At 57.0% G+C, this 12,230-nt stretch carries 12 protein-coding genes and 1 other annotated feature; of the genes, 8 read left to right on the top strand and 4 right to left on the bottom strand.

The annotated features are described in order from the left end of the window. Window positions 1-16 precede the first annotated feature (16 nt). Window positions 17-781, bottom strand: a complete 765-nt coding sequence (gene deoR / locus LAC65_RS02260; RefSeq protein ID WP_039382445.1) for a DNA-binding transcriptional repressor DeoR — start codon at window positions 779-781, stop codon at window positions 17-19. Window positions 782-1,078: 297 nt separating this feature from the next. On the opposite strand from deoR, the gene sltY reads away from it, so the two are divergent. Both sltY and trpR read left to right on the top strand, forming a co-directional pair. Then, window positions 1,079-2,998 carry a murein transglycosylase gene (sltY, locus tag LAC65_RS02265; RefSeq protein WP_039382447.1) on the top strand — a complete coding sequence of 640 codons (1,920 nt, stop codon included), beginning with the start codon at window positions 1,079-1,081 and terminating at the stop codon, window positions 2,996-2,998. Window positions 2,999-3,041: 43 nt separating this feature from the next. Further along, complete coding sequence (gene trpR, locus LAC65_RS02270; RefSeq protein ID WP_039382449.1) at window positions 3,042-3,365, top strand: trp operon repressor; 324 nt, start codon at window positions 3,042-3,044, stop codon at window positions 3,363-3,365. Here trpR and yjjX read toward each other — a convergent pair. Continuing rightward, window positions 3,340-3,858: an inosine/xanthosine triphosphatase gene (gene yjjX, locus LAC65_RS02275; RefSeq protein ID WP_039382451.1), complete on the bottom strand. Its 519-nt coding sequence runs from the start codon at window positions 3,856-3,858 to the stop codon at window positions 3,340-3,342. The two genes, trpR and yjjX, sit on opposite strands and share 26 nt — an antisense overlap. Before the next feature lie 51 nt (window positions 3,859-3,909). Here yjjX and gpmB point away from each other — a divergent pair, with 51 nt between their 5' ends. Beyond that, window positions 3,910-4,563, top strand: a complete 654-nt coding sequence (gpmB, locus tag LAC65_RS02280) for a 2,3-diphosphoglycerate-dependent phosphoglycerate mutase GpmB (RefSeq protein ID WP_039382453.1) — start codon at window positions 3,910-3,912, stop codon at window positions 4,561-4,563. A 311-nt stretch (window positions 4,564-4,874) separates the two neighbouring features. Here gpmB and robA read toward each other — a convergent pair whose 3' ends face one another. Further along, on the bottom strand, window positions 4,875-5,756 hold the full coding sequence (gene robA / locus LAC65_RS02285) for an MDR efflux pump AcrAB transcriptional activator RobA (protein WP_039382458.1): 882 nt from the start codon (window positions 5,754-5,756) through the stop codon (window positions 4,875-4,877). A gap of 194 nt (window positions 5,757-5,950) precedes the next feature. On the opposite strand from robA, the gene creA reads away from it, so the two are divergent. After that, window positions 5,951-6,424: a protein CreA gene (creA, locus tag LAC65_RS02290; RefSeq protein ID WP_039382459.1), complete on the top strand. Its 474-nt coding sequence runs from the start codon at window positions 5,951-5,953 to the stop codon at window positions 6,422-6,424. A gap of 46 nt (window positions 6,425-6,470) precedes the next feature. Here creA and arcA read toward each other — a convergent pair whose 3' ends face one another. Then, the gene (gene arcA, locus LAC65_RS02295) at window positions 6,471-7,187 is read right to left on the bottom strand and encodes a two-component system response regulator ArcA (protein WP_039382461.1); all 717 of its coding nucleotides are present in this window, start codon (window positions 7,185-7,187) and stop codon (window positions 6,471-6,473) included. Between the two features lie 599 nt (window positions 7,188-7,786). Between arcA and LAC65_RS02300 the strand changes: the two genes are divergently transcribed. From LAC65_RS02300 to thrB, 4 genes are all read left to right on the top strand, one after another. Next, window positions 7,787-8,491, top strand: a complete 705-nt coding sequence (locus LAC65_RS02300; RefSeq protein ID WP_039382463.1) for a tRNA/rRNA methyltransferase — start codon at window positions 7,787-7,789, stop codon at window positions 8,489-8,491. Window positions 8,492-8,676: 185 nt separating this feature from the next. Then, on the top strand, window positions 8,677-8,748 hold the full coding sequence (gene thrL / locus LAC65_RS18250; protein ID WP_071669149.1) for a thr operon leader peptide: 72 nt from the start codon (window positions 8,677-8,679) through the stop codon (window positions 8,746-8,748). Next, window positions 8,684-8,806 (top strand) — a sequence feature (Thr leader region). (Overlaps the previous gene by 65 nt.) 26 nt (window positions 8,807-8,832) lie before the next feature. Further along, complete coding sequence (gene thrA / locus LAC65_RS02310; RefSeq protein ID WP_039382465.1) at window positions 8,833-11,295, top strand: bifunctional aspartate kinase/homoserine dehydrogenase I; 2,463 nt, start codon at window positions 8,833-8,835, stop codon at window positions 11,293-11,295. 2 nt (window positions 11,296-11,297) lie between these two features. Then, complete coding sequence (gene thrB / locus LAC65_RS02315) at window positions 11,298-12,227, top strand: homoserine kinase (RefSeq protein WP_039385707.1); 930 nt, start codon at window positions 11,298-11,300, stop codon at window positions 12,225-12,227. The last annotated feature ends 3 nt before the right edge of the window (window positions 12,228-12,230 follow it).

A 12,230-nucleotide genomic window follows, 5' to 3' on the forward strand; every position in this document is an offset into this window, starting at 1 on the left:
TACGCGCTGACGGCGATCAGGGCAGATGCAGCGTAATCGCCTGCTCTGCCAGCCACGCACTGAGCGCGGCGTCAGGGGTGCTGTCACTGACCAGCCGCTCGAAACGGTGCAGCGCGCTGATACGGGCGGGCAGCACCTTGCCATATTTGCTGCTGTCTGCCACCAGTACCCGTTCACGCGCGCGCAGCATGGCGTGGTGCTTCATCGCCAGCTCATTCAGGTTGTAACAGGTTGCGCCCTGCTGCAGATCCACTCCCGCTGCTGAGATAAACGCCAGCGCCGGGCAGAGATCATCAAGAATGGAGTGATTGCCGACTGGCGTAAACAGCGCGTTGTCAGCGTGAAACTCGCCGCCGCTGAGGATCACGCTGCAGGCGGGCTTCTCTTTCAGTGCCAGAAAGGTGTTCATCGCGCAGCAGACTGCCGTGAAGGCGAGGGTGTCCGGAATCGCGTCGATGACGTAGGGCAGCGTGGTTCCGCAGTCAAAAAACACCGTATCATTTTCACGAATCAGCGCGGCGGCGGCCTGCGCCAGACGCCGTTTACGCGCGGCGTTGTGCCCGTGCTGATCGGAAACAAAGTAGTGCCCGGCATGGTTTTTCGGATCGCTGACCACATAGCCGCCGAGCAGCACCACCTGCGAGGCCGATTCGCTGAGATCGCGGCGGATGGTCATTTCAGAGACGCCCAGCAGCTGCGCCGCCTCTTTCAGATGCAGCTTATCGGTGCGTTTCAGGGCCTGGGCCAGCTTATTGAGTCGTTCGTCGCGCCGGGTTTCCATAAGCATCTCGGTAAAAGTGGTGTTCTGCCGCAGAGCAGCGGATGCGGTTTGCCATTGAGCCTCTGAGCGCGACAATCCTGACAGGTTTCAGGCGGTTGCGGCGGCGTCAGCAGCGGGTGGTCAATAGTAGCCTTAAAGGCGCCGTGGCGTAAACTGCGTTGCAGGTGCACAGGCGGGTCAGGGGGCAGGAGCCTGTTCGTCAGGTAAATTTTGTTAAGAACGTGGCGAGAGACGAAAGCCCTGGTTAGCATGAAGGGAGTCCGGCATACGCTGGACCGAAGCAGAGAGGAGAGCGGAGTGGAGAAGTGGCGTAACTGGATGATAGGGATGTGTCTGGTCAGCACGGCAGGCAGCGTATGGGCCGACTCGCTGGATCAGCAACGACAGCGCTATGCGCAGATCAAGCAGGCCTGGGATAACAAACAGATGGACCAGGTTGAGCAGCTGATGCCGACGCTGCAGGATTATCCGCTCTATCCCTATCTGCAGTATCGCCTGCTGGCGCAGGATCTCGATCAGGAAGCGGGGCTGGCGATCAAAAACTTTATTCAGCAGTATCCGACGCTGCCGCCAGCCAAATCGCTGCAGACGCGATTTGTGAACGTGCTGGCGCACCGGCAGGACTGGCAGGGGATTTTAAGCTTCAGTCCGGATGAGCCGAAGCCGGTGCAGGCGCGCTGCAACTGGTACTACGCTAAATGGGCCACCGGCCAGCAGCAGACGGCGTTTACCGGTGCGAAAAGTATCTGGCTGCGCGGCTCGGCACTGCCCGCTGACTGCGACCGGCTCTTCTCAGTCTGGCAGGCATCAGGCCAGCTCTCGCCGATCACCATTCTGGAGCGTATCCGCCTGGCGATGAAAGCGGGTAACGACAGCCTGGTAAACTATCTGGCAAAAATGCTGCCGGCGGATTACCAGACCACCGCCAGCGCACTGCTGGCCCTGCAGCAGAATCCGCAGACCGTAACGACGTTTGCCGCCACTCTGGGGCCGACCGACTTTACCCGTATGGCCACCAGCTACGCCTTTGCGCGCGTGGCGCGCGAAGATATGGATAACGCGCGCATGATGATCCCGCAGCTGGTTAACGCGCAGAAGATGAGTCAGGCAGAAGAGCAGGATCTGAAAGAGGCGGTGGTATGGCGCATGATGGGGGCTGACCTGACCTCAGAGCAGGCGCGCTGGCGCGATGCCGTGGTGATGAACAGTGAATCCACCGCGCTTATCGAACGTCGCGTGCGCCTTGCGCTGAGCGAAAGCGATCGCCGTGGCCTCAACACCTGGATTGCGCGCCTGCCGCCGGAAGCGAAAGAAAAAGATGAGTGGCAGTACTGGCAGGCGGATTTGCTGATAGCGCAGGGGCGCAAAGATGAAGCCGATGAGATTCTGCGTAAGCTGATGCAGCAGCGCGGCTTCTATCCGATGGTGGCGGCGCAGCGCCTTGGCACCGACTATCCGCTGAAGATTGATGACGCGCCGGCCGCGGACAACAGCATCGTGCAGGGACCGGAGATGGCGCGCGTACGCGAGCTGATGTACTGGGGCATGGATAACCTGGCGCGCAGCGAGTGGGCAAACCTGATCGTCAGTAAAACCCGCACGCAGCAGCAGATGCTGGCGCACTACGCGAACCAGCAGGACTGGTGGGATCTGAGCGTGCAGGCCACGATTAGCGCAAAAATGTGGGATAGCCTGAAAGAGCGTTTCCCGCTGGCGTGGCGCAATCTGTATCAGCAATACACCGGTGATAAGGCGATCGATCCGAGCTACGCCATGGCCATCTCGCGCCAGGAGAGCGCCTGGAACCCGAAAGCGCGCTCCCCGGTCGGGGCCAGCGGATTGATGCAGGTGATGCCAGCCACGGCCGCGCATACCGTGAAAATGTACAATATTCCCGGCTATGTAAACAGCAGCCAGCTGCTTGATCCGCAAACCAATATCCAGATTGGCACGCAGTATCTGGAGTATGTCTATCAGCAGTTCGGGCAGAACCGCATTTTCTCCTCCGCCGCTTATAACGCCGGGCCGGGGCGGGTGCGCAGCTGGCGTAATAACAGCGGAGGCAAACTGGACGCCGTGGCCTTTATTGAAACGATTCCGTTCTCTGAAACGCGGGGCTACGTGAAGAACGTGCTGGCGTATGACGCCTACTATCGTTACTTCATGGGGAAACCTGACAAGATTCTCAGCGACAGCGAGTGGAATCAGCGTTACTGAGTGTGCTATGCTTCCGTACTCGTTAATGAGTACGGAAGCCACTATGCCTTCATCCCTTTCTGAGCAGCCCGCTGACGATCACTGGCTGCGTTTTATCGACCTGATGCAGCATGCGTTTGCCGATAACGTGGCGCTGCCGATGCTGCAGCTGATGATGACGCCCGATGAACGTGAATCGTTCGGCACGCGGCTGCGCATTATCGAAGCGTTAATCAACGGCGATATCAGCCAGCGCGAACTGAAAAACGAGCTGGGCGTGGGCATTGCGACGATAACGCGCGGCTCTAACAGCCTGAAAGAGGCGCCACCCGAACTCAGACGCTGGCTGGAATCGCGGCTGATTACTGCTGATAAAGCGGATGAGTAAACGGGCAGAGTGCGAGGATCAGCGCCTGATGATAGACGCTGGAGCGGGTCAGCAGGCCCTGCGTAAAAGCGCCGATCGCGCCGCCCTTGTGTTTGATATTGTCGACCCCGGTCAGGCGCGCCATCTCATCGCCCAGCTCGCGCCCGGCTGCTAATCCTGCCAGCACAACCGGCGGCAGCGTAAAGCTGGCAGAGCGTGATTCACCGCGCTGCTGTGCATTTTCCACTACCATCCATGCAAACGCGCAGTCGCCTTCGATGCCCGCTTCAATAGCCACCCAGAAATCCGCCTCCGGCGCGGCCGCACGGGCATTAATCACGCGCTGACGTGCGCCGCTGCGCGTTTCTGTATCGCTAAGCGGCTGCGCCGCCACGCCGCTCTCGACCGCTACCCCGCGAATATGGCAGGATCCCTCACCGAATACGTCGCTGAACGCCAGCGCAACCGCATGAATTTTTGCCGGATTGGTGGTGGCTGCGACAACATGGTACATAATTGATTGAACCCTCAAGGCAAATTTGTCGCAGTATAACGGAAATTACGCATGTTACAGGTCTATCTTGTTCGTCACGGTGAAACGGTTTGGAATGCGGCCCGACGCATTCAGGGGCAGTCCGACAGTGCTCTGACGGATAAAGGTGAACAGCAGGCGCGTCAGGTCGGTGAGCGGGTGAAAACGCTGGGCATTACGCACGTCATTGCCAGCGATTTAGGCCGCACCCGGCGTACGGCAGAGATTATCGCTGACGCCTGCGGCTGCCCGGTTACGCTGGATGCACGTTTGCGCGAGCTGAATATGGGCTGTCTGGAGCAGCGTCCGCTTGATGGCCTGACGGCGGAAGAGGAGCGCTGGCGCAAGGCGCTGGTGGATGGCACCGAAGCGGGGCGCATTCCCGGCGGCGAGTCGATGAGCGAGCTGGCGGCGCGCATGCATGATGCGCTGAACGCCTGCCTCGATCTGCCAGCCGGCAGCCGGCCATTGCTGGTCAGCCACGGTATGGCGCTGGGTGCCCTGGTGAGCACCATTCTGGGTTTACCGGCGCATGCGGAACGACGCCTGCGCCTGCGTAACTGCTCGATTTCACGCGTGGATCATCAGCAGAGTGCCTGGCTGGCGTCTGGCTGGATTGTAGAGACCGCCGGCGACGTCTCGCATCTGGATGCCCCGGCACTGGATGAGCTGCCAGGGGCGCATTAATGCGCCCCCTACGGGAAATGTAGGGGCGTCGTTAATGACGCCCAGGTTAATGCGCGCGCGGAACGTGATGACGTCATTAATGGCGCCCGGATTAATGCGCGTGCGGAACGTGATGACGTCATTAATGGCGCCCGGGTTAATGCGCGCGCGGGACGTGATGACGTCATTAATGGCGCCCGAATTAATGGGCGTACGGAACGTGATGACGTTTTTTACCGCGGCCAGGGGCGCATTAATGCGCCCCCTACGGAAAATGTAGGGGCGCCATTAATGGCGTCCGGGTTAATGCGCCCGACGAGGTTCTTTGGCGATTAATTAACGGGCTGCGGGCGGATCGGGATCAGGTATTCGCAGCGAATATCGGCAGGCGGTTCGCTGCGCTTTTTGCCGCCGTGGGTATAGAATCGCTCAATATCCTGCCCCTGACGACGGATCAGCCCCAGCAGCGGCATGCAGGTGCCGTAGAGCATCAGGATAAACTCCTGCAGCGCGACGCGCGGACCCTCATAGCTGAACTGCACGTAGTCGCCCGCTTCCAGCGTCACGCGCTGGTTTGACTGCATATTCAGCGCCTGCTGATCGGCCGGCACGGCAGTGGTATAGAGGATCTCCTGCTCATCATCTTTCTCATGGCTGGCGCGCACCTGATGCAGACCATAAAGCACCGGCGGCACGGTATCGGTTTCCAGCAGGAACTGTTTCCAGAAATGCACGCGCATCTCATCACGGTAGCGGGAGATCTGCTCCAGCGCGCAGGTATAACTCTGCGTCTGGCCCACCAGAATCGTCTCCGGCAGCGTGACAAATTGTGCTTCCGGCACGGGCTGGTTATCCAGACGAATGGGCGGGCGGATACCGTAAGAGTTCCACTCGGACGAGCGGCGATACCAGGCGGGCGTCTGATTAAACTGTTTCTTAAACGCGCGCGTGAATGTCTGCTGTGAATCGAAGCGATACTGCAGAGCGATATCGAGGATAGGGCGGCTGGTCAGACGCAGCGCCACGGCGGCTTTGGAGAGCCGACGCGCACGGATATAGGCCCCGATGGCGTGTCCGGTGACCTCTTTAAACATCCGTTGCAGGTGCCATTTGGAGTAACCCGCTTTCAGTGCAACGTTATCAAGTGAAAGCGGCTGATCCAGATGGCTCTCCAGCCAGACAAGCAAATCGCGAATGATACCGGCTTGGTCCATAAAACATCCTCATAACTCTCTGGTGGCGCAACGATGAAGTCGTCGAATAATAGCACTAAATGCACAAACGCGCGGCGCTTGTGTGTTGATCAACTGTGCTATATCAATGCGGGTGATAACCCGTTCAGGTTTGGTACTTTGATCTGGTGACGGTACATTATCGCCACATCTCTTTCCTTTGCAATGGTAACCCAATGACAATAAATCGCGCTCTTATAGTCACGCTGGCAACTTTTATGCTCACTCCCGTCGCGCTGGCGGAGGAGATCGGCTCTGTTGACACCGTATTCAAAATTTTCGGCCCCGATCATAAGATCGTGGTCGAGGCGTTCGACGATCCGGACGTGAAAAATGTCACCTGCTATATCAGCCGGGCTAAAACCGGCGGTATCAAAGGGGGCCTGGGGCTGGCTGAAGATACATCGGATGCGGCTATCTCCTGCCAGCAGGTAGGGCCTGTAGAGCTTAGCGAGAAAATCGCACAAGGCAAGGCGCAGGGAGAAGTCGTGTTTCGCAAGCGGACATCGCTGGTGTTTAAGAAGCTGCAGGTGGTGCGCTTTTTCGATCAGAAACGCAATGCGCTGGTCTATCTGAGCTACTCAGATAAGGTTGTGGATGGATCGCCGAAAAACGCGCTAAGCGCAGTGCCCATTATGCCGTGGCACTAAAGCAGCCAAAAAAAACGCCCGAACGGGCGTTTTTTTATTGTTTAACTTAATCCTGCAGCTCACCGCAGAAGCGATAGCCTTCACCATGGATGGTGGCGATGATTTCCGGCGTATCGGGCGTTGACTCGAAATGTTTACGAATACGGCGAATCGTGACGTCCACGGTACGGTCATGCGGCTTAAGCTCGCGACCGGTCATCTTCTTAAGCAGATCGGCGCGCGTCTGGATTTTGCCCGGATTTTCGCAGAAGTGCAGCATCGCGCGGAACTCGCTGCGCGGTAGCTTATACTGCTCACCGTTTGGACTGATCAGGGAACGGCTGTTGATATCCAGCTCCCAGCCGTTAAAGCGGTAGCTCTCTACCTGACGGCGCTCTTCACCCGGCATCGCCAGGTTCATGGTGCGCGACAGCAGATTACGCGCGCGAATGGTCAGCTCACGCGGATTAAAAGGTTTGGTGATGTAGTCATCAGCACCAATTTCCAGGCCGAGGATCTTATCCACTTCATTATCGCGACCGGTCAGAAACATCAGCGCAACGTTTGCCTGTTCACGCAGCTCGCGCGCCAGCAGCAATCCATTTTTCCCTGGGAGGTTGATATCCATAATCACCAGGTTTACGTCATTGTCTGTTAAAACCTGATGCATTTCAGCACCGTCAGTGGCTTCATAGACCACGTAACCTTCCGCCTCAAAAATACTTTTTAGCGTGTTACGCGTGACCAGTTCGTCTTCAACGATAAGAATGTGCGGGGTCTGCATGTTTTGCTACCTAAAATTTGCCAACAAATCGAAAACAGGGCGTACTGCCGTTGCCGCGACAGAATAAGGGCGTGTGCGCAGCCGGAGTACGAAATAATCTTCGGAATATACCATCCATCAGGTCAACTTCAGTGTCAGCTCAGCCGGTCAGAATGAATATCTGTGCGCCCCGTTGGGATCGGAATAGCGTTTATCCTAACCGCATTAACAGCAACCTAACAGCACCAGCAACAACCGATAAGCATAAAAACAACGCTTCGTTGACTTATATCAAAAGCAAGTGTAGCACGTTAACACTTTTATGAAAAACTTCTCCTGTATTGCCAGCTTAGCTCACAAAAAGCAGCATTTTCGCTACATTTAGCCCGCGGTTTTAAACCTATGCAAACTGCATAAATAGCTGGCGTAGTATTATGAATTAACAGGATTTATGTTTTATAAGCGCATAATATCTGCCTGATTACGATAAATGTTATCAGCACAATTTATTCCGGCAGTTTAACATTATTAACATTCGGCTTTATCACTGCATAACAATTGGTATTTTTTTCGCTGCATGCCACCATAGCGCAGAGTGTTAATTTGCTACTGGAAAAATTATGTCTTTTCCCCTGATTTTAGTTTCACCCGCCCGTCCGGAAAATATTGGTGCCGCTGCCCGCGCGATGAAAACCATGGGCTTTACTGAGCTGCGCATTGTCGCCAGCGATGCGTGGCAGGACCCGGCGGCGCGGCGCGTTGCGCACGGTGCCGGTGAAATCCTCGATCGTGTTCAGACATACGCCACGCTCAGTGACGCGCTGGCCGATGTCGATTTTTCTGTCGCCACCACGGCGCGCAGCCGGGCGAAGTTTCGCTACTATGCCACGCCTGTGCAGGTAGAAACTATTCTGCAGGAAAAGCGACAGTGGCTGCCGCGCATTGCGCTGGTATTTGGTCGCGAAGATAGCGGGCTGACGAACGAGGAGCTGGACCAGGTCGATCTGCTGACCGGTATTCCTATGGCGGCGGATTATCCCTCACTCAATCTGGGACAGGCGGTAATGGTCTACTGCTATCAGCTCGCCTCGCTTAATCAGGTCACCGTCACCCCGGCAGAAACGGCCAATGCGCTGCAGCTGCAGGCGCTGCGTCAGCGTTTTCAGCAGCTGCTCACGACGCTTGAGGTGAGCGATGACACCAAGATGGTGGACTGGATCGATCAACGCATCGGTCTGCTGGAGCAGCGCGACAGCGCAATGCTGCACCGGCTGCTGCACGATGTGGAAAAAAAGCTGGCAGAGCATTACTCGGCAAAATCCTGAACAGATAGTTGCTGATCGGGCATCTCGCCTCGGGGCTGAACGATCGCAACACCATTCACCCGATCCAGCGCAGCACTGCCCGGCTGCAGGTTCAGCGGCAAAAGACAAATTCGTTGACTTAACGTGCGCTTTGCTTTACTTCTGGAAGGCAGACGGACAAGACAAAGACAGACAGAAAAATCTTAATGCGTAACGACAGCCTGAACACCACAACAATTATTACCACCACCATTACCACAGGTAACGGTGCGGGCTGACGCATACAGGAAAAAATAAAAAAGAAGCCCGCACCTCAACAGTGCGGGCTTTTTTTTCGGCAAAAATTCAGGAGAGCTTTAACCATGCGAGTGCTGAAATTCGGCGGAACCTCAGTAGCAAACGCAGAGCGTTTTCTGCGCGTAGCGGACATTCTGGAAAGCAATGCGCAGCAGGGACAGGTTGCCACCGTGCTCTCTGCACCCGCAAAAATTACTAATCACCTGGTGGCGATGATTGAAAAAACCATCAGCGGCCAGGATCCCCTGCCGAATATCAGCGACGCCGAGCGCATTTTTGCCGATCTCCTGCAGGGGCTTGCGGCCGCCCAGCCGGGGTTTGACGCTGAGCGCATCAATACCTTTGTTGCGCTGGAGTTTGCTCAGCTTAAGCAGGTGCTGCACGGTATCAGCCTGCTGGGGCAGTGCCCGGACGCGGTCAATGCTGCTATCATCTGCCGGGGTGAAAAGCTGTCGATTGCCATTATGGAGGCGCTGCTGCAGGCGCGTGGTTATCAGGTGACCGTGATCGATCCGGTTGAGAAGCTGCTGGCCGTGGGACACTATCTGGAGTCCACAGTGGATATCCCTGAATCCAGCCGGCGCATTGCCGCCAGTCAGATCCCGGCCGATCATATGATCCTGATGGCTGGCTTCACCGCCGGTAACGAAAAAGGCGAGCTGGTCGTACTGGGGCGCAACGGTTCCGACTACTCTGCTGCCGTACTGGCCGCCTGCCTGCGCGCTGACTGCTGCGAAATCTGGACCGATGTCGATGGCGTCTATACCTGCGATCCGCGTCAGGTGCCCGATGCACGCCTGCTGAAGTCGATGTCCTATCAGGAGGCGATGGAGCTCTCCTACTTTGGCGCCAAAGTTCTGCACCCGCGTACCATTGCGCCGATCGCACAGTTTCAGATCCCCTGCCTGATTAAAAACACCGCTAATCCGCAGGCGCCCGGTACGCTGATTGGCGGCGAGGGCAGCGATGACGAAAATCCGGTCAAAGGCATCACCCACCTAAACAACATGGCGATGTTCAACGTCTCCGGCCCCGGAATGAAAGGCATGGTGGGCATGGCCGCGCGCGTGTTTGCTGCGATGTCCCGCACCGGCATCTCCGTAGTGCTGATAACCCAATCCTCCTCCGAATACAGTATCAGCTTCTGCGTACCCCAGAGCGAGCAGGCGCGCGCGCGGCGCGTGCTGGAAGAGGAGTTTCATCTTGAGCTGAAAGAGGGCCTGCTCGATCCGCTGGATGTGCTGGAGCAGCTGGCGGTGATTTCGGTGGTAGGCGATGGCATGCGTACGCTGCGCGGCATCTCCGCAAAATTCTTTTCGGCACTGGCACGCGCCAATATTAATATCGTGGCGATCGCCCAGGGCTCTTCCGAACGCTCAATCTCTGTCGTGGTAAGCAATGACGATGTGACTACCGGCGTGCGCGTTGTGCATCAGATGCTGTTTGCTACCGATCAGGTGATTGAAGTGTTCGTGGTCGGCGTCGGCGGCGTCGGCGGTGCGCTGCTGGATCAGCTGCATCGCCAGCAGGCCTGGCTGAAAGGCAAACATATCGATCTGCGCGTCTGCGGAATCGCAAATTCGCGCGCGCTGCTGACCAACGTCCACGGCATCGACCTTAAAGACTGGAAAGGGGCGCTGAGTGAGGCGCGCGAGCCGTTTAACCTCGGACGTCTGATTCGGCTGGTAAAAGAGTATCACCTGCTCAATCCGGTGATCGTCGACTGTACCTCCAGCCAGGCGGTGGCCGACCAGTATGCAGACTTCCTTGCCGAAGGTTTCCATGTCGTGACGCCGAATAAAAAGGCGAACACCTCCTCGTGGAACTACTACCAGCAGATGCGGGCTGCCGCTGCAAAGTCGCGCCGCAAGTTTCTTTATGACACCAACGTCGGTGCCGGTCTGCCAGTAATTGAAAACTTGCAGAATCTGCTGAACGCGGGCGATGAACTGATTAAGTTTTCCGGCATTCTCTCTGGCTCGCTCTCTTTTATCTTCGGCAAGCTGGATGAGGGGATGTCGCTCTCTCAGGCAACTACGCTGGCGCGCGGGATGGGCTTTACTGAACCCGATCCGCGTGACGACCTGTCAGGAATGGATGTGGCGCGCAAGCTGCTGATTCTGGCGCGCGAAGCAGGGCACCAGCTGGAGCTGAGCGATATCACCATCGAGCCGCTTCTGCCTGCCAGCCTGACTGAACTGACGGATGCGGATCAGTTTATGGCGCGTCTGCCGGAGCTGGATAATGCCTTTGCAGCACGCGTCGCTCAGGCGCGCGATGAAGGCAAAGTATTGCGTTTTGTCGGAGCGATTGCAGAAGATGGTCACTGCAGCGTTAAAATTGAGGCGGTAGATGGCAACGATCCGCTGTGCAAAGTGAAAAACGGTGAAAATGCGCTGGCGTTCTATAGCCGCTACTATCAGCCGATTCCGCTGGTACTGCGCGGGTATGGTGCAGGGAATGATGTTACCGCAGCGGGCGTGTTTGCTGATTTGCTGCGTACGCTGTCGTGGAAGTTAGGAGTTTAATGATGGTAAAAATTTATGCACCGGCCTCCATCGGCAACGTCAGCGTTGGCTTTGACGTTCTGGGAGCCGCGGTGTCGCCGGTGGATGGATCGCTGCTGGGCGACTGTGTGGCAGTTGAAGCGGCCGATCGTTTCAGCCTTGAGAATCGCGGTCGTTTTGTCAGCAAGCTGCCTGACGATCCCAAAGAAAATATCGTTTATCAATGCTGGGAGCGTTTCTGTCAGGCGATTGGCAAAGAAGTGCCGGTGGCGATGACGCTGGAGAAAAATATGCCGATCGGCTCCGGCCTCGGCTCCAGCGCCTGTTCCGTCGTGGCAGGCTTAATGGCGATGAACGAATTCTGCGGCAAGCCGCTCAGCGATACCGCACTGCTGGCGCTGATGGGCGAGCTGGAAGGGCGTATCTCTGGCAGCGTACATTATGACAATGTGGCTCCCTGCTTCCTCGGCGGCGTACAATTAATGATTGAAGAGCAGGGGATTATCAGCCAGCAGGTGCCGTGCTTTGATGAGTGGCTGTGGGTTATGGCGTATCCCGGCATTAAAGTTTCTACCGCGGAAGCGCGGGCGATTCTGCCGGCGCAATATCGCAAGCAGGATGTGATTAAACATGGCCGCCTGCTGGCGGGCTTTATTCACGCCTGCCATACCCGGCAGCCGCAGCTGGCGGCTAAGTTAATGCAGGATGTGGTGGCCGAACCGTACCGCACCAAACTGCTGCCGGGCTTCGCCGCGGCACGGCAGGCGGCAGCCGATATCGGCGCGCTGGCCTGCGGCATTTCGGGCTCCGGTCCGACGCTTTTCGCTGTTTGCAATGAGATGGCAACGGCGCAGCGGATGGCAGACTGGCTGAGCCAGCACTATCTGCAGAATGAAGAAGGCTTCGTCCATATCTGCCGTCTTGATACGGCTGGCGCACGTAAACTGGGATAACGT

It is taken from the genome of Pantoea eucrina (assembly GCF_020079945.1).
In the GTDB taxonomy this organism is placed as follows: Bacteria; Pseudomonadota; Gammaproteobacteria; order Enterobacterales; family Enterobacteriaceae; genus Pantoea; species Pantoea eucrina.

Excerpts from the sequence above, each read along its gene's own strand:
- deoR (WP_039382445.1), bottom strand. The coding sequence starts at position 781 with ATGGAAACCCGGCGCGACGAACGACTCAATAAGCTGGCCCAGGCCCTG.
- trpR (WP_039382449.1), top strand. The coding sequence starts at position 3,042 with ATGCCTTCATCCCTTTCTGAGCAGCCCGCTGACGATCACTGGCTGCGT.
- yjjX (WP_039382451.1), bottom strand. The coding sequence starts at position 3,858 with ATGTACCATGTTGTCGCAGCCACCACCAATCCGGCAAAAATTCATGCG.
- gpmB (WP_039382453.1), top strand. The coding sequence starts at position 3,910 with ATGTTACAGGTCTATCTTGTTCGTCACGGTGAAACGGTTTGGAATGCG.
- robA (WP_039382458.1), bottom strand. The coding sequence starts at position 5,756 with ATGGACCAAGCCGGTATCATTCGCGATTTGCTTGTCTGGCTGGAGAGC.
- creA (WP_039382459.1), top strand. The coding sequence starts at position 5,951 with ATGACAATAAATCGCGCTCTTATAGTCACGCTGGCAACTTTTATGCTC.
- arcA (WP_039382461.1), bottom strand. The coding sequence starts at position 7,187 with ATGCAGACCCCGCACATTCTTATCGTTGAAGACGAACTGGTCACGCGT.
- LAC65_RS02300 (WP_039382463.1), top strand. The coding sequence starts at position 7,787 with ATGTCTTTTCCCCTGATTTTAGTTTCACCCGCCCGTCCGGAAAATATT.
- thrA (WP_039382465.1), top strand. The coding sequence starts at position 8,833 with ATGCGAGTGCTGAAATTCGGCGGAACCTCAGTAGCAAACGCAGAGCGT.
- thrB (WP_039385707.1), top strand. The coding sequence starts at position 11,298 with ATGGTAAAAATTTATGCACCGGCCTCCATCGGCAACGTCAGCGTTGGC.